Origin of the sequence: Pararobbsia alpina, assembly GCF_965118125.1 — a bacterium.
Taxonomy (GTDB): domain Bacteria; phylum Pseudomonadota; class Gammaproteobacteria; order Burkholderiales; family Burkholderiaceae; genus Pararobbsia; species Pararobbsia alpina_A.
On sequence record NZ_OZ221287.1, the window covers coordinates 262,324 to 278,718 of the forward strand.

The following is a 16,395-nucleotide window of genomic DNA, read 5'->3' on the forward strand; positions in this document are numbered from 1 at the left end:
AAAGAATTCGCCGATGTCGCCGCATGTACCCGGTCAAAGACCGGGCACCCGCGGGCGAAATCAAAGCATTCAGGCCTGCTTGAGGAGCTTCCAGTTCCGGACCTGAGTCGCTGCGTCGGCTGCCTCGTAAGCCAGGCAATCCAGGCGGAGCGAACCGCGGTCGAGCGGCTGGGCGAGCGTCGCGCAACGGAACGACACGTCGACCACCTTGGGTGCCTTGGCCGCACGCGATGCGCCGCGGCGTGCCGATGCGCCCTCACCCGAGTCCGCCTCGAACCAGCGGCACGTACCGCACATGCGGTGTGCGGGCATCGTGCCTTGAATCTCGAGTTCGCGGATCAGCTTGAACAGGCCGCTGTAGAGCGCGGTCTGCTCTTCGTCGCGCAGCGAATCAAGCGCACCCGACACGAAGCCAGGCCATTGCGCGGCGCGCTTGGCGGCCGTGCGGCCGCGTGCGGTCAGCTTGACGGCGAGTGCACGGCGGTCATCCGCCGCACGACGCTTTTCGACAAGCCCTTTCTCTTCGAGCGTGCTGACAGCGTCGCTCGTCGTGGCCGCGGTCAATGCGGTTTCACGAGCGATGTCATTGAGTCGCAGTGGTGCCTTGCGTTGCATCAGCAGCATCAGGATCTCGCCTTGCGTCGGCGTGAGCCCTGCGCCTTCGGCCCAGTTCCACGCACGGTTGCGCATCGCCGTATTCAGGCGAAGCAATCCTTGCGTAATCCGGTCTGCCGGCCGATCCCCGTTAACCCCTGCGTCTTCACTTACTTGCGCAACTTTGGTCATTTTCGCGTTGAACTCGCTTCTGATTTTTTCAGCATTCTAAGCGAGTCTAAAAAACATTTCAGTGACTTTATCCACAGGCTGTTGTGAATAAACAGGGGATAAGGTGGGCTAAACATGTGGATAGAATCTGGATAATTGCCACTGCGGTCTCTGACCCGAAAAGATACCCCCGTCTTCCCGTTCAGAATCCCGCCGTTATCCGTGCGGTTCTACGTTTCAGAACCCCTTGATCTCCATGGGGAAACACGACTTTCCCACAGATTTGGGCAAGGCTTGTTAACTACTACGAAGTATACATACGTAAACCTGTAAACCTTCAAAGACACAGGGCCCGAAAAAATTTTGTTCGTATAAAAAAATTCAGTTGAGGGACAGCGCTGACACACGTCGGGAACAACGCCTCAACAGAATGGGAAAGAAACTGACACAAAAAAGCCATAGTTCTGACAGCGTGCTACGTCGGCTGCGGGCTTTTGAAAGCATCGCCGATGGCACCGCTATTCGAGCCACCGGCTGTGGCGCTTCACGCTCGCGAGTCGGCATGTCCGGTCCCGAACTCGCTTGTGCAGTTCAGGTTCGCCATTGCAGACATTGCTGCCGCACGGTTTCGGGCAACGAACCGCCCTGCCGATACGTTTCGCGCAGCCAGGTCGCGTCGTTGATGTGGCTGCGTGCGATCGAAGCGATCTCGTCGAGTGCATCGGTCGAGCCCAGCGCTTCCGCATGCGGTCCAAGACGTTCGAGCGTGGCAAGCACATCATCGGCAATCATGCGGCGCTCACCCGTTTCCGGTGCGACCAGCGTTCCCCCGAGACCAAAACGGCACGCTTCGAATCGATTGAAGGTGTAGACGAGGTAATCGTCTTCACTGAGCGTCAGTGGTCGTTCGAGCAACAAATATCGCGAAAGCGTCTGGATGTAGGCCGCAAGCGCGGCCGCCCGATCGACCGATAGCGGCGTGTCGAGCACCCGGACCTCGATCGTGCCGAACTCGGGCTTCGGTCGAATATCCCAGTAGAAGTCCTTCATGCTGCCAATCACGCCCGTACTCACCATCTTCGTGAAGTACGCGTCGAAGTTGTCCCAGGTCAGCACATACGGCGCACGTCCGGACATCGGAAACGCAAACACCGAATTGAGCCGCGCCGAATGAAAGCCGGTATCGACACCCTGCACATACGGCGAAGACGCCGACAGTGCGATGAAATGCGGGATGAAGCGCGAAAGCGAATGCAGCAGAAACAGCGCGCTATCCGCTTCGGGGCAGCCGATATGCACGTGCTGGCCAAACACCGTGAACTGCTTGGCAAGGTAACCGTAGAGTTCGGACAGATACTGGAATCGCGGCGCATCGAAAATCTGGCGTTCGTTCCATTGCTGGAACGTGTGTGTACCACCACCACACAAGCCGACGTTGAGTTTGTCCGCAGCCGACACGAGCGCGTCGCGCAGCGTGCGCAATTCATCTCGCGCCTGCGAAAACGTTGTGCAAATGCCCGTCGCGATCTCGATCATGCTTTCCGTGATTTCCGGCTTGATATCGCCGGGAACCTTGCGCTCGCGTATCAGCCGCATCAGATCGGAGGATGCATTGGTCAGATCGTAGTCGTGCAGATTCACGATCTGAAGTTCGAGCTCGACCCCGAAGGTAAACGGCTCCGAACGATTGAATGGTTCAAGTGCCATGCGTGCGTGTCCTGTTGTTTCGTGTTGTTATGGGCGTGGATTCATCGAATGCGTGGGCCGGCAAGTTCGGCCGCACGCAGTGACCACACTCATTGACCCCGCTCGTTGACGGCAGCGAGCGCTTGATAGACGAGGAACGGTGCGACGAGCTGCAGCACCGCGATCGAGCACATCACGATGGCGCGCAGCGCGGGATCGAAATTCGGATAGAGCGTATAGGTGTCCGATACAAGCAAAAACGCGAGTGCCGACATCGGCGACAGTGCAATACCCAGCGCGCCGCCCTGCTTCCAGTTCAATCCGCTTGGCCGCGCAAACACCAGCGATCCCACGAATTTCGCGAGAAACCGCGCGGCAATCAACGCCAATGCCGCCACGCCGCCGAGCGGGATGTACTTCCATTCGAATGAAACGAGCGTGACGCCGAATAACACAACGGTCAGCATCCAGCCTGCCGTTCCGAAGTGCGAGGGCCAAAGCTGCGGACGCGGGTCGAGATTCTTGAAGATGATGCCGGCGGCAAGCAAGGCCATGATCGTCGACAGCTTAAGCATATGGGCGATCGCAATCGCAAGCAGAATCAGGCCCAGTAACGTGACGAACGAATGTTCGTCGGCACTGCTGACGCGCCGAAAAAAGAAATTGCAGCTCAGTGCCAATCCGTAGGCCAGCAAAAGCGAACCGATGATGAAAAACGGTGGTTGAATCAGCGTGGCCCAGACGTTGCCGTAGAACTCCTGGTGAATCCATCCCGATAGCAGCTTGAGCGCGACGACCGCGTACATGCTGTTGAGTGCGGCGAGCGTCATGAGCCGCTCGGTGACCTGCCCTTCGCTTTTGAGTTCGGCCCTGAGCTGAATGACCATCGCCGGTGAAGTCGCCATGGCAATCGTTGCAGCAACTGCGGCCGTCATCGGCAGCACGTGCAACATCCGCAGTGCAAACCACACCGCGATAAACGTCAGCGTCGATTCGCCGAGGCTCAATGCAATCAGCCAGGGATTGAGGCGGATCCATCGCAAGCTCACGCGGCTACCCAGCTCGAACAGCAACAAGCCGATGGCGATGTCCATCAGCAATCGGGCGTCTTCCGCAAGCGCATTGTCGATCACGCCGAGTCCGGCAGGACCGGCCACCAGGCCGATCACACCGTACCCGATCAAACGCGGCACTCGCCACGCGCGCCAGCACAGCTCGCCGCAAATACCGGCGGCAAACAGTGTCAGACCGACCCAAAAAGCGATATCGGCGGTCAGCGGCCATGCGGGCAAAAAGGCGAACGCAGACTTCATTGACGGTAATTCCTCCTGTCGGATGGGGACCGGCATGCCGAGCACCGATGCGCGTTGCGCATCCGGCATGCCTGGTCTCGGGACGCAGCATTCGCTGTCGCCCGTTTTGAACGCGGTTGCGAGTCGCTGCGTTCAACGAACACAGGCCTCGCGAGACTGAGTGCCGGACGTGCCGGATATGACCTCGGCATCTGGCGGTTTGACGAACGCTCGAGCGGGGCGTTCGGATTCTTCTGCGCACAAAGCGTGCGAAAAGTTGCCCGGGCATTGTGCCATAGCTTCGCTGCCCTTCCGCTTGAGGCGGTCGGGAAGAAGGTCAGGCGAGTGCTTTTCGGTCTGTTCCGGTGTTTCCGGCGTCCGATAGCGAGGTCTTTAAGGGTGTTAACGTATTTGTGTGTATACACATAGTAGAAGTTAACAAGGCCGGCAGTTTTCTGTGGATAACTCGCCTTTCTGCTTTTAATTCATGATGTTGTGGAACGAATAACCGGGTGCGTACGAAGTGGAGTGCTCGCCGGAGCTCGGGAGAACCTTCCGGACGTTTTTTCCTGTCGGTCAGTTGTGCCCAATCGGTCCACACATTTCGCACCGGGGATATCCCCCGCTTATCAACAGGATTGTGTGGATAAGCAGAATGCGCCCGGCGTGCCTTACTGAATGTCGCGTTGCCGCAGCGCGCGCATGAGAAACCGTGCCGGATCGAATGCATCGAGCAGGCTGCGCGGAACGGGCGACGGCTCACCCATCACCTGGGACGCGATGATTTCGGCGCCGAGGGCCGCCCAGATCAGGCCGCGTGAGCCGTAGCCGTAGGCGCCGAACAGCCCGGGTTGGCGGGGCAGGTCGAGTGGCCAGGCACCGCTGAGTGCAGGGGCATTCGAGCGTGCCGCATGTTCATCGCCGAGCTGGCCGATCATCGGCATCCGGTCGCTTGTTGCGCAACGTAGCGCGACACGTCCAGTCAGGGGCAATGTGCGTGCAGGGTCCTCCAGAGCGGACGCGCTTGCTGGCACGAGGTGTTGGAGGCGACCGATGTTTTCGCGCTGACTCGTCTCGCGCAACGCGGTGTCTTCGTCGTCGAGTTCGTACGAGGCGCCCGTTAATTGATGCGTCGATCCTTCCGTACGGGGCAGCAGGTAGCCGTCGCCAATCAACGGAAGTCTGAGCGCGGCCAACGCCGTGTCGTCGACCCAGGTCAGCTGACCGCGAATCGGACGTGTCGGTGCATAGGCAAGTGACGCGAGTCGCGACGCGTCGTTTGAGTTGGCGACCACAACGACGGGTGCCTGCGCGATGCACTCGCCTTCGGCATCGTATGCAAACCAGATATCGTCGAGAGACTCGAGGCGATCAATTCGTCGATCAAAGATCAGATCGACTGACGTGGATGCCTGGGCAGCGCGAATCTGCGCATGACACAGCGACGCCGGGTTCACCCTTCCCCCACGTTCGAACATCAACCCGCCGAAGGCGGGTCGAACCTCCAGCAAGTGTTCTGCATCTTCGACGGATACATATCGAACGAGATCACGGGGCAGATCGAACGATTCGATCGCGGTTCGCAATGACGCCTCTTCGTCTGCGTTCGTCGCAACCTGGACCAGACCGTCGGCTTGCCAGTCGAATGGAAAACCGCGTTGTTCGAGCGAGTGCCAATGAGATAGCGCATAGAGAAAGCCGGCACGGGTTGCACGCGAAGCGAGACTGTCGTCATTCGCCACGACAGGATGAAAGACGCCCGCGGGATTCCCTGAAGCACCGGTAGCAAGGCCATCGCCTGCATCGATGATGGCAAGGCGCAGACCGCGCGATGCCAGTCGCTCGGCAAGCGCGCAGCCGGCAAGTCCGGCTCCGATGATGATGGCGTCGACGCGCCCCGCCTCGGTTGGTGATCGGGTATTTGATTGAGGCGCAGATAGCGAGTTGGTGGACGGCACATGCGTCTTCATCGTTGGTGCTGATGCGGCTTCCGGATTAAATGTATTTGAGGCCGATGCATTTACCGTGAAGCCACCCCGATCTCGGGCGAGTCGAGCTGCGGGAGGCTCGTGCCTGCGCACCCGCCATCGGGGTGCGAACCGGAAGGTTCGGGTCAGTGGAGTCGATTCTGATGTCGATGTCGATGCCGCGTCCGGGTGTGCCTGAAAGCCCGATGCGCTGAATAGTGGACTCATGTTCACCGCATCGCCAGCCACGATCAATGTCGCATCGACACCGGCCAGACGCGCGATCCCTTTAATAACACTGCGAGCGGATGCGTCTGCATCCGAGCTGATCGACGAATCGTCGAATCGAACTTCATCCGCGCGCAGCCAGAGTTCCGCAAGCGCATCGGCCACGCTTGAAAACGCAAGCGTCAGCACAACTCGACCCTGTTCGAACTCGATACGATGCATGCCGGCGACGCGCGTCGGCCAGGCCGCGTCGAGCGCATCCGTACAGCTATCCGTATCCGCCGCAGTCGCGTTTCCGTTTCGCTCGGGTTTTTGATCGGTCTCGGCATGCGTTGCGGCATATACCGAACTGATCGACCGGTTCGCGCTGCCCTTGTCCTCTGCTTTCCAGTTGGCGATGACAGCGACAAAGTGCAATGTCGCGCAGCGATTCGCGAACGAATCGGCACGCCATTGCCGCCATGCGCGCAGAAATTCCTCTCTCGCGACGCTTCGCAAATCGAGCACGGTGTAGATCGAGCGATCGCGCCAGCGCGCGCTCAAGTCACTCGGGTCGTCGGATGCCACCGGAACGTGGGTCATGTCAATCGGCGTTTTTACGCCTCAACGATTTGGTTGATTGCCCGCAAAGCCTTGATACATAAGGCTTTCAAGCAGTAGAGTGGAAGTGTGTCTCGGTCGCGCGCTCATGTCTGAATTTTGTAAAAAACCCGCAAAGGCCCGTGTTTACAGGCTTTCCGTTGGGGTATCATGGCCGCGCGACGAGTGCTCGCGTGGTTTTGCAAGTTGGGTCGGCGCCCGCAACGCCTTATCTGGCGGGGCTGACCGGTCGATGGCGCAATGGACGCACGTATAATCGGCGCGTTTGTGCCGTCCGTTTAAACCTAACTCAGAAAGGACTTCCATGAATAAACAGGAACTGATCGACGCCGTCGCCGGACAAACGGGCGCAAGCAAGGCGCAAACTGGCGAGACGCTCGACACGCTGCTGGACGTGATCAAGAAATCCGTTTCCAAGGGTGACGCAGTGCAGCTGATCGGTTTCGGCAGCTTCGGTTCGGGCAAGCGTGCAGCACGCACGGGCCGCAATCCGAAGACGGGTGAGACGATCAAGATCCCGGCCGCCAAGACGGTCAAGTTTACCGCCGGCAAGGCATTCAAGGACGCAGTGAACAAGAAGTAACGGTCCGTGCCTTCGAGCCGACAAGGCTTACGATCTTCACATCGCGGTAAAGCCCGCCGCAGGGCGTCAGTGATGGACGAACGATCGGATACCGGAACCCGCCACGCACGGCGGGTTTTTTTTCGTCCGGCCCGAATGGTCTCCGATACTGGATACCCAACATGTGGGCGAGCACGTGTGATCAGTGACGGTGATCGTGCCCGTGCCCGTGGTCGTGGTCATCATCGTGACCATGATCCGGTTCGTCGTCATGGTCGTGATCGCCATGAGGATGATCGTGGTCGTCATGATCATGATCGTCTTCCCACTCGGGGAACGGATCTTCAAATGCAGACCATCCGTCGGGGCCACCCGCGAATTCGGCGTCCGTGAGCAGACACGCATCGAGTTTGCGCTGCCATGCATCGCGGTCGAGATGCATGCCGATCAGGACGAGTTCCTGACGTCGATCACCGACCGTTTCCCGGCCTTCGGCATCGGGCGACGAAAACCAGTCATGAGCGAGCTCAGCTTTGAAGGCTTCATCGTCGGGCCATTCTTCAGCAGGTTGCGCAATCCACCAGAACCCCGCGGGGCCGTGGCGGCAGGTCTGTCCGACCTGCGAAACCGTGCCGGCCATGTCATTGCGCGACGCGATCCAGAAATAACCTTTGCTGCGCAACACGCCTGACCATTCGTCGTGAAGCAAGCCGAAGAATCGCGCAGGATGAAACGGACGCCGGGCACGATAGACGAACATGCCTGCACCTGCTGCGTCGTCATGGACAAGCGAAGCCGCATTGTGATCGAGCGCCACCAACCAGCCAGGCGCTGACGCCGCCGCTTCGAAATCGAACAGCGCTGCATCGACGATCGTGTCGGCATCGACCTTCCCGTCGTCCGTCATGAGTTGTTGAGCGCGCGGATTCAACTTCGCAAGCACATGGCGCAACCGGTCGAGATCGGCTTCGTCGATGTGAGCCGCCCGGTTGATCAGCAGGACGTCGCAGAATTCGATCTGCTCGACGACGACTTCACCGATCGTCCGATCGTCGCCATCGGGTGCCGGGATGCCTCGCTCGTTCAGACTGTCCGATGACGCGAGATCCTTGAGGATCGACGTGGCATCGACCACCGTGACGACCGTATCGATATGGACCAACGGGGGTTCATCGCCGAGCGTATCGTCGTCGTCCACGAAGGACTCAGCGACCGACATCGGCTCCGCCCAGCCAGGCAGTTCGACGACCGCCGCATCGGCGCCGCGCGTCGCGGCGATCTCACGAAGTTGTATGAGCGGTTCGATGTCCTCGAGCGTCACGACACGCTTCGAAGCGTGTGAGGCCAGATGCTCGCGAACGGTTGTTTTACCTGCACGGGCAAAACCGCACACCAGGGTAACGGGCAGAGAGAAGTCGGTCATCGAAGGGCAAATGGGAAACGGGCTGGCGCGCCGATTCATGCGCTAACAACACTCACGCACTATCGCATTAACGCATTAACGCTCGACCGTCACGATATTCCACTTGGCCAGGATCGCAATGATCTGTTTGGCGTAGGCGTCGCGCAGCGCGGGCGTAGCAGAATGATACGCACCGACCGCTTGCCATGTATTGCCGTATTTGTTCATCTGGTGCCGCAGATGCCATGCGGCGATATAGACGTTCTTGCAGGGTTCCATCAACGTCTCGGATGAAATCCCATATTGAGACAACGCCGGCAGGTGCACCGAGTTGATCTGCATCAGGCCGTAGTCAGTCGACCCGTTATCGTTCTTGTGGACCGCGTCGCCATGATTGTGCGATTCCTGCCAGGCGATCGCGCGTAACACGAACGGATTCACATGCTGGTACGCCGCGGCCGCGTCAAAGCAGTCCGCGTGCGCAAGAGGCGCAAGCGAAGCACAAAGCACAGCCACCGTGGCGATCAGGGTTTTCATCAGGTCGGCAGTTCGCTGAGGGTCCGAAGCCGACGCAATCATACATGGACCACCCCCATGGTTGACAGCACGGTAGCGCACATAAACTGCTCATTTTTCTTTTCTCTGTCATTGAGCGGTCGCATCATTGCGCTCCGCCTCCGAGGCCGCTTAGCTTTGCGTAGTGTGAAATTTTACGATTCATTAGAGGCCGGTAAGCAAGCGATTTCGAGATGAAAAACTGCTAATGTTCGGTTTCACGCGAAGGACAGGACAAGAGACACAGCCAGCGGCGTTCCCACCGGCGGCTGTCAGGAAGCCCGCTATTCCCAAGTGATCCATGACTAGAAAACTGTTTGCCGCGAATCGTCTTGTTCGCGCACTCGTGCTGACGGGGCTGCTGTGCAGCGGTCTTGCGCACGCCCAGGTCACGCTCAATTTCGTCAACGCTGACATCGACCAGGTCGCAAAAGCAATCGGCGCAGCTACGAATCAGACGATCATCGTCGACCCGCGCGTCAAAGGTCAGATCAACCTCGTGTCCGAACAGCCGGTGCCCGAGGATCAAGCCATCAAAATCCTTACATCGGCGCTGCGCATGCAGGGCTTCGCGATGGTGACGGACCATGGCGTGCTCAAGGTCGTACCCGAAGCCGATGCGAAGCTTCAGGGTGTGCCGACGTATATCGGGAACGCGCCGGTCGCGCGCGGCGATTCGGTCATCACCCAGGTGTTCCAGCTGCATAGCGAATCGGCCAACAACCTGCTGCCGGTGCTGCGGCCCCTGATTACGCCGAACAACACGATCGCCGCCTATCCGGCGAACAACTCGATCGTCGTGACCGACTATGCGGACAACGTCCGCCGCATTGCATCCATCATTCAAGGAATCGATGGTGGCGCGGGACAAAGCGACGTGGCCGTGATCCCGCTCAAGAACGCCAGCTCGGTCGAACTCGCAGCTGAGCTCGTCAAGCTGCTCGATCCGGGTGCAGTCGGCAATACGGATGCGACACTCAAGGTATCGGTGCTGGCCGATCCGCGGACCAATTCGCTGATGCTGCGTTCGTCGAACGGCGCACGCATGGCGATGGCCAAGAAGATCGTGACCGAACTCGACGCCGCGACGCGCGAACCGGGCAACATCCACGTGGTGCCGTTGCGCAATGCCGACGCGGTCCAGCTCGCCAAGACGCTGCACGGCATGCTCGGCGATTCGAGCGGCTCCGGCAACTCGAGCTCGAGCGGCAGCAAGGACCAGTTCAATCAGAACAACGGCGGCCTGTCGGGCGGCGTGGGTTCGTCGTCGTCAGGCTCGGGTTCATCGTCGTCGGGTATCGCCCCGCTGCCGTCAGGCAGCCTCGGCGGGTCTTCGGGCTCCGGCTCAGGCGGTTCGTATGGCAGCAGCGGCACCGGGGGCCAGGCCGGCTTGCTCGGCGGCACCAAGGATTCGGACGAGAATCAGGCCGGCGGCATGATCCAGGCCGATGCGGCGACGAACTCGCTGATCATCACGGCGCCCGAAGCGGTGTACCGGAACCTGCGCAACGTGATTGACCAGCTCGACCAGCGTCGCGCGCAGGTCTATATCGAATCGCTGATTGTCGAAATGGCGAACACCGACGGCGCGGCACTTGGCATTCAGTGGCAAGGCATTGTCGGTGGCGGCGACACGCAGTTGTTCGGCGGCACTAACTTCACGGCGGCCTCGGGTTCGGGCGCCGGCAATATCATCGACCTGACGGCGGCCGGCTACGCGGCGGCTGGCACCGCAGGGGGCATCTCGACCGCTGCGAGCCTGATCCAGCAAGGCCTGAACGTCGGCGTGCTGCACCGCTTCGGCAACAACCTCGCGCTCGGCGCCCTGCTGTCGGCACTCGATCAGATCGGCAACGTCAACGTGCTGTCGACGCCGAACATGATCACGCTCGACAACGAAGAAGCACGCATCGTCGTCGGTCAGAACATTCCGATTCTGACGGGTTCGTATTCGAACACCGGCACGACGGCAACGGTGACGCCGTTCCAGACGTTTGATCGTCAGGACGTCGGTATCACGCTGCACGTGAAGCCGCAGATCACCGAGAACGGCATCATCAAGCTTCAGCTCTATGAAGAAAGCTCGAGCGTCGTGTCCACGTCGCTGACGTCGACATCGGGTGCGATCATCAACAAGCGTTCGATCCAGTCGACGATCTTGTCGGACGACGGCCAGATCGTCGTGCTGGGCGGCTTGATTCAGGATCAGTACAACGACTCGGCCAACAAGGTGCCGCTGCTCGGCGACATCCCCTGGATCGGCGGGCTGTTCCGTTCGGAAAACAAGACGCGCACGAAGACCAACCTGATGGTGTTCCTGCGCCCGGTGATCATCAAGGACGCGTCGCAGCAGCAGTCGATCTCGCTTGACCGCTACGACTACATCCGTGCGCAGACGACGGGCTTCCAGTCGGACAACCGGATCCTGCCGAACACCGAGAACGCGGTCGTGCCGCCGCGCACGGGCAACCAGCCGGTGACGGGTAATCTCGGCATCATCTACACCGATCCGAAGACCGGGAAAGTGCTGCCGCAAGCGCAGCCGGTCCCGGGTGGCCCGACGTTGCCGGGCGGCATCAATGCAGTGCCGGGCGCGGGCCAGCAGCCGCCGGTGTCGACGCCGGTGCCGAATACGGCGCCGCAGTCGGCACCGATCGCACCGGCGCCTGCCCAGGCGCCCGCGCCGGCTGTCGCACCGACGCAGCAAGTGCAGTAACGCAGCACAGGCATCGGAGAATCACCATGACCACCGTCGCGCAAGGATCCACGACATCGCCGGGCAGCGGGCCAGGCCCGGCCGTCAGCGGGCTGCGCAGCGATCAGGCGCCCTCGCCGCTCGCGGCGCGCACATTGCCGTACGGCTTTTCGCGCAATAACCAGATCCTGGTCGCGCATCAGCATTCCGACGGGCTCGAGGTCTGGGTCAGCGAACGCACGCCGGCAGCCGCCACGGCGGAAGTCGCGCGCAACTTCGGCGCGCTGCGTCTTGTCACGGTCGACGCCGCTGAACTCGCGCAGGCCATCAGCAATGCGTACGCGCGCCAGGACGGCAGCGCCGCGCAAGTGGTCGGCGAGGTCGAAGGTGAAGTCGATCTCTCGCTGTTGATGCAGGACATCCCCGAGATCGAGGACTTGCTCGAATCGGAAGACGATGCGCCGATCATCCGGATGATCAACGCCCTGCTCACGCAGGCGGCCCGCGAAGGCGCATCGGACATTCACATCGAGCCGTTCGAGAATGCGTCGGTCGTGCGCTTTCGCGTCGACGGCACGCTGCGCGACGTCGTGCGTCCGAAAAAGGCGCTGCATGGCGCACTGATCTCGCGGATCAAGATCATGGCGCAGCTTGATATCGCCGAGAAGCGTTTGCCGCAGGACGGACGCATCACGTTGCGCGTGGGCGGACGCCCGGTCGACGTGCGGGTATCGACGCTGCCGACCGGCCACGGCGAACGCGCCGTGCTGCGGATGCTCGAAAAGGATTCGCAGCGGCTCAATCTCGAAGCGCTCGGCATGTCGTCGGCGACGCAAGGCCTGTTCGACAAGCTCATCTCGAAGCCGCACGGCATTGTGCTGGTCACGGGACCGACGGGCTCGGGCAAGACGACAACGCTCTACGCGGCGCTGTCGCGGCTCGAGACTGAAACGAGCAACATCATGACGGTCGAAGACCCGATCGAATATGACCTGTCGGGAATCGGCCAGACGCAGGTCAACGACCGGATCGGGATGACGTTCGCGCGAGCGTTGCGCTCGATCCTGCGTCAGGACCCGGACATCATCATGATCGGTGAAATCCGCGACCTCGAGACCGCGCAGATCGCGGTTCAGGCATCGCTGACCGGTCACCTTGTGCTGGCGACGCTGCACACGAACGATGCCGCATCCGCCGTGACGCGTCTGACCGATATGGGCGTCGAGCCCTACCTGCTCGCGTCGAGTTTGCTCGGTGTGCTCGCGCAGCGGCTTGTGCGTCGCTTGTGCCCTGCGTGCAAGATCGAACGCGATGGCACGTGGCATCCTGTCGGGTGCGACGCTTGCGGACGATCGGGCTATGCGGGCCGGCGCGGCGTGTACGAATTGCTCACGATCGACGACGCAATCCGCACGCTGATTCACAAACAGGCAGCGGATGCGGAGATTCTTGCGGCAGGGCGTGCAGGCGGCATGCATACCTTGCGCGAAGATGCCGACCGTTGGATTTCGCAGGGCTACACATCGCTCGAAGAAGTGATCCGTGTGACAGGCGGCGAGTAGCGCGCATCACGACGCGACACCGCACGCAAACCGATCCTCGACGAGGCCGATCGCCACCACCATGCCAGCATTTCGTTTCGAAGCACTCGACACATCGGGCAAGTCGCAACGCGGCGTGATCGAAGCCGACAGCGCGAAGGGCGCGCGCGGCCAGTTGCGCACGCAAGGCCTCACGCCGGTGCTCGTCGAGCCGGCGGGACAGCGCGCGCGGGGCGAACGCAGCGAACGTCTGTCGTTCGGCCGCAAGCTCTCGCAGAGAGAACAGGCACTGCTGACCCGTCAGCTAGCGAGCCTGATGGTCGCCGGCCTGCCGGTCGATGAAGCGTTACAGGTGCTGGCCGATCAGGCCGAGCGCGAGTATGTGCGGGAACTGGTCGCGGCGATCCGCGCCGAAGTGCTCGGCGGTCAGTCGCTCGCGGGCGCGTTGCAGCGCCATCCGCGCGATTTTCCCGAGATCTATCGCGCGCTGGTCTCGGCCGGCGAACACACGGGCAAGCTCGGCATTGTGATGACGCGGCTCGCGGACTATATCGAGCAGCGCAATGCGCTCAAGCAGAAGATCGTGCTTGCGTTCACGTATCCGACGATCGTGACGATCGTCGCTTTCGGGATCGTGTCGTTTCTGCTGAGCTACGTGGTGCCGCAAGTCGTCAGCGTGTTTGCGACGACGAAGCAGGCGTTGCCGCTGATCACGGTGCTCATGATGGGTCTGTCGGACTTTGTCCGAAAGGATTGGTGGATCTCGCTGATCGTGCTGTTCGTGGTCGGCTGGCTGATCAAGAAGATTCTGGCGCAGCCCGGACCGAAGCTCGCGTTTCACCGATGGCTGCTGACAGCGCCGATCGTGGGCAAGCTCGTACGCGGCTACAACACGGTGCGCTTTGCAAGCACGCTGGCGATTTTGACGGCGGCGGGCGTGCCGATTCTGCGTGCGCTGCAGGCGGCTGGCGAAACGCTCAGCAATGCGGCGATGAGTGCGAACGTCGAGGATGCGATCGTGCGCGTGCGCGAAGGGACGTCGCTATCGCGCGCGCTCGCTGGCACAAAGACGTTTCCGCCGGTGCTGGTTCACCTGATTCGTTCGGGTGAAGCGACGGGTGACGTCACGACGATGCTCGATCGCGCGGCGAACGGCGAATCGATGGAACTCGAGCGGCGGACGATGTTTCTGACGAGCCTGCTCGAGCCGTTGCTGATTCTGGCGATGGGCGGAATGGTGCTCGTGATCGTGCTCGCGGTGATGCTGCCGATCATCGAGTTGAACCAGCTGGTGCAGTGATTCAGGACATGCGGTGCGGATGTCGTGTCCGCTGATGTGAGGTTCGCTGCGGTAGGGTTTTCTGAGCAGAGGGAGAGCCGGCTTAGCGACGTGTTCGACGCCGGCAACGCTGGGTGGGGACCTGCCCGAGGCGTTGGCCAGGGCGGCGACCCCGGCCGAAGCGGCCGATATCAGCGAACCCAGATCGTCGGGCCGGCGCCGTTGGCGGGCATTGCGATTTCGGTCTTGGCGCCGTTGCGATCGATGACGATCGAACGGGAGCGGATTTCGCTCAGTGTCGAACCACCGCCGACGCCCTGGCCGAGCGCGACCGCATGAGGCGGTTCGCCGTTGTAGCTGACGATCGCAGCGCCTTCGTGATCGCTGAGTCCGAGCACACCGATGAGCTGAATCTGCGTCGCGTGCGTGGGCTGACTGCCGAAGAGCTGCGCGGCGTCTCCCGCGCTGGGCTCGACCTGTGCGGCAGCGGCCTGCGACGGCGCGGCGGGATGTTGGGTCAGCGTAATGACCCAGTAGGTCAGCGTCGCGCAGAGCAGCGCAAACAGCGCGAGCGACACGAGGCGGAATTGGAGTCGGTTCATGCGTGCATTGTACGGCGCGTAAGCGGCAGCGGGATGACGAATATGCACCCGCGTCACATTGCGTGACACAGCGCGCGAACTGTCCGTACAGGGCCGCGTCGGCGCGTCATCTTCGCGACTTACAATGAACAGAGCGATTTTTTGAAAGAGAGAGGCAGTCAGTCATGCAAGTGTTAACGGAACATGTGACGGAACAAGTGACGACAGAACCGGCGGTTCAGACGGCGCCAGCGTCGCGCGCACGCGCAATGCGCACGCGCCTGCAACGCGGGTTCACGCTGATCGAAGTGATGGTCGTGATTGCGATCCTCGGCATTCTTGCCGCGTTGATCGTGCCGAAGATCATGAGCCGCCCCGACGAAGCGCGTCGTGTCGCCGCGCGTCAGGACATCTCGACGATCATGCAGGCGCTCAAGCTGTACCGGCTGGACAACGGCCGTTACCCGACTCAGGATCAGGGCCTGCAGGCGCTGATCAAGAAGCCGGATTCGGAACCCGTGCCGACGAACTGGAAGGAAGGTGGTTATCTCGAGCGTCTGCCGGCCGACCCGTGGGGCTCGCAATATCAATATCTGAATCCGGGCGCGCACGATGAGATTGATGTCTTCAGCTACGGCGCCGACAAGAAACCCGGCGGCGAAGGCAACGACGCCGATATCGGTTCCTGGCAGTAAAGCATAACGGCCGGGTTGATCATGCGATGCGCACAGGCGCCGCGCGCCGCGCGCGGCTTTACGCTGATCGAGATGCTCGTGGTCCTCGTGATCGCGGGCATTCTTGTCGCGGCCGCGTCGCTTGCGCTCACGCGCAATCCGCGCACGGATCTCGCCGAAGAAGCGCAGCGACTTGCGCTTGCCTTTGAAACCGCGAGTGACGATGCGCAACTGCGCTCGTCACCGATTGCGTGGTCCCCCATGCAGGGCGGCTATCGTTTCTTTTCGCGCGAACGCGACGGCGGATGGCGTAGCCTCGATGATGATCCGCTGCTGATGCCACGGTCATGGAGCACGGAAGTGGATCGCGTATCGATTCGTTACCCGGGTGTGCAAGGTGCGTCGGGTCAGGCTGAACGGTTGGTGTTCGGCGTCGAGGCTATCGATCTGCCCGCGGTCATCACGCTCTATGGTCCTTCCGCGCAGGTCAGCATCGTGAGTACGGGCAATGGCCGCTATGCCGTTCAATAAGCATCGCGCCCTGCTCTCGCGCCGGTCTTTGCGACGG

At 61.1% G+C, this 16,395-nt stretch carries 13 protein-coding genes; 6 read left to right on the plus strand and 7 right to left on the minus strand.

The window, feature by feature from the left end; translation table 11 throughout:
- Window positions 1-69 precede the first annotated feature (69 nt).
- The 4 genes from ACMFWR_RS01090 to mnmC all read right to left on the minus strand — a co-directional run bounded on the left by ACMFWR_RS01090 (window position 70) and on the right by mnmC (window position 6,520).
- Window positions 70-786, minus strand: a complete 717-nt coding sequence (locus ACMFWR_RS01090; RefSeq protein WP_413193220.1) for a MarR family winged helix-turn-helix transcriptional regulator — start codon at window positions 784-786, stop codon at window positions 70-72.
- 570 nt (window positions 787-1,356) lie between these two features.
- Entirely contained in the window at window positions 1,357-2,472 is a 1,116-nt protein-coding gene (locus ACMFWR_RS01095; RefSeq protein WP_413193221.1) for a YbdK family carboxylate-amine ligase, read from the minus strand.
- Between the two features lie 89 nt (window positions 2,473-2,561).
- Window positions 2,562-3,764 (minus strand): cation:proton antiporter, encoded by a 1,203-nt coding sequence (locus tag ACMFWR_RS01100; RefSeq protein ID WP_413193222.1) that lies wholly within the window; start codon window positions 3,762-3,764, stop codon window positions 2,562-2,564.
- Between the two features lie 650 nt (window positions 3,765-4,414).
- The gene (gene mnmC / locus ACMFWR_RS01105) at window positions 4,415-6,520 is read right to left on the minus strand and encodes an FAD-dependent 5-carboxymethylaminomethyl-2-thiouridine(34) oxidoreductase MnmC (RefSeq protein WP_413193223.1); all 2,106 of its coding nucleotides are present in this window, start codon (window positions 6,518-6,520) and stop codon (window positions 4,415-4,417) included.
- Window positions 6,521-6,842: 322 nt separating this feature from the next.
- Between mnmC and ACMFWR_RS01110 the strand changes: the two genes are divergently transcribed.
- Window positions 6,843-7,121: an HU family DNA-binding protein gene (locus ACMFWR_RS01110; protein WP_413193224.1), complete on the plus strand. Its 279-nt coding sequence runs from the start codon at window positions 6,843-6,845 to the stop codon at window positions 7,119-7,121.
- A 181-nt stretch (window positions 7,122-7,302) separates the two neighbouring features.
- Here the strand turns inward: ACMFWR_RS01110 and ACMFWR_RS01115 are convergent, their stop codons facing one another.
- Both ACMFWR_RS01115 and ACMFWR_RS01120 read right to left on the minus strand, forming a co-directional pair.
- Complete coding sequence (locus ACMFWR_RS01115; RefSeq protein ID WP_413193225.1) at window positions 7,303-8,523, minus strand: CobW family GTP-binding protein; 1,221 nt, start codon at window positions 8,521-8,523, stop codon at window positions 7,303-7,305.
- A 75-nt stretch (window positions 8,524-8,598) separates the two neighbouring features.
- Window positions 8,599-9,039, minus strand: coding sequence for a lytic transglycosylase domain-containing protein (locus ACMFWR_RS01120; RefSeq protein WP_413193226.1), 441 nt, complete (start codon window positions 9,037-9,039; stop codon window positions 8,599-8,601).
- 319 nt (window positions 9,040-9,358) lie between these two features.
- On the opposite strand from ACMFWR_RS01120, the gene gspD reads away from it, so the two are divergent.
- The 3 genes from gspD (at window position 9,359) to gspF (ending at window position 14,593) form a co-directional block, all read left to right on the plus strand.
- Window positions 9,359-11,773: a type II secretion system secretin GspD gene (gspD, locus tag ACMFWR_RS01125; RefSeq protein WP_413193227.1), complete on the plus strand. Its 2,415-nt coding sequence runs from the start codon at window positions 9,359-9,361 to the stop codon at window positions 11,771-11,773.
- 26 nt (window positions 11,774-11,799) lie between these two features.
- A complete protein-coding gene (gspE, locus tag ACMFWR_RS01130) occupies window positions 11,800-13,314 on the plus strand; it encodes a type II secretion system ATPase GspE (protein ID WP_413193228.1) in 1,515 nt (504 codons plus the stop codon).
- Window positions 13,315-13,375: 61 nt separating this feature from the next.
- A complete protein-coding gene (gspF, locus tag ACMFWR_RS01135) occupies window positions 13,376-14,593 on the plus strand; it encodes a type II secretion system inner membrane protein GspF (RefSeq protein ID WP_413193229.1) in 1,218 nt (405 codons plus the stop codon).
- Window positions 14,594-14,763: 170 nt separating this feature from the next.
- On the opposite strand, the gene ACMFWR_RS01140 is transcribed toward gspF, so the two are convergent.
- Window positions 14,764-15,174, minus strand: a complete 411-nt coding sequence (locus ACMFWR_RS01140) for a type II secretion system protein N (RefSeq protein ID WP_413193230.1) — start codon at window positions 15,172-15,174, stop codon at window positions 14,764-14,766.
- Window positions 15,175-15,422: 248 nt separating this feature from the next.
- On the opposite strand from ACMFWR_RS01140, the gene gspG reads away from it, so the two are divergent.
- The gene (gene gspG, locus ACMFWR_RS01145) at window positions 15,423-15,848 is read left to right on the plus strand and encodes a type II secretion system major pseudopilin GspG (protein ID WP_413194721.1); all 426 of its coding nucleotides are present in this window, start codon (window positions 15,423-15,425) and stop codon (window positions 15,846-15,848) included.
- A gap of 21 nt (window positions 15,849-15,869) precedes the next feature.
- Entirely contained in the window at window positions 15,870-16,358 is a 489-nt protein-coding gene (locus ACMFWR_RS01150; RefSeq protein WP_413193231.1) for a GspH/FimT family pseudopilin, read from the plus strand.
- Window positions 16,359-16,395 lie beyond the last annotated feature (37 nt).

Bases quoted from the DNA above. Each gene is read 5' to 3' on its own strand.
- ACMFWR_RS01090 (WP_413193220.1), bottom strand. From the start codon at position 786: ATGACCAAAGTTGCGCAAGTAAGTGAAGACGCAGGGGTTAACGGGGAT.
- gspG (WP_413194721.1), top strand. From the start codon at position 15,423: ATGCGCACGCGCCTGCAACGCGGGTTCACGCTGATCGAAGTGATGGTC.
- ACMFWR_RS01150 (WP_413193231.1), top strand. From the start codon at position 15,870: ATGCGATGCGCACAGGCGCCGCGCGCCGCGCGCGGCTTTACGCTGATC.
- ACMFWR_RS01100 (WP_413193222.1), bottom strand. From the start codon at position 3,764: ATGAAGTCTGCGTTCGCCTTTTTGCCCGCATGGCCGCTGACCGCCGAT.
- ACMFWR_RS01095 (WP_413193221.1), bottom strand. From the start codon at position 2,472: ATGGCACTTGAACCATTCAATCGTTCGGAGCCGTTTACCTTCGGGGTC.
- gspE (WP_413193228.1), top strand. From the start codon at position 11,800: ATGACCACCGTCGCGCAAGGATCCACGACATCGCCGGGCAGCGGGCCA.
- mnmC (WP_413193223.1), bottom strand. From the start codon at position 6,520: ATGACCCACGTTCCGGTGGCATCCGACGACCCGAGTGACTTGAGCGCG.
- gspF (WP_413193229.1), top strand. From the start codon at position 13,376: ATGCCAGCATTTCGTTTCGAAGCACTCGACACATCGGGCAAGTCGCAA.
- ACMFWR_RS01110 (WP_413193224.1), top strand. From the start codon at position 6,843: ATGAATAAACAGGAACTGATCGACGCCGTCGCCGGACAAACGGGCGCA.
- ACMFWR_RS01115 (WP_413193225.1), bottom strand. From the start codon at position 8,523: ATGACCGACTTCTCTCTGCCCGTTACCCTGGTGTGCGGTTTTGCCCGT.
- gspD (WP_413193227.1), top strand. From the start codon at position 9,359: ATGACTAGAAAACTGTTTGCCGCGAATCGTCTTGTTCGCGCACTCGTG.
- ACMFWR_RS01120 (WP_413193226.1), bottom strand. From the start codon at position 9,039: ATGAAAACCCTGATCGCCACGGTGGCTGTGCTTTGTGCTTCGCTTGCG.
- ACMFWR_RS01140 (WP_413193230.1), bottom strand. From the start codon at position 15,174: ATGAACCGACTCCAATTCCGCCTCGTGTCGCTCGCGCTGTTTGCGCTG.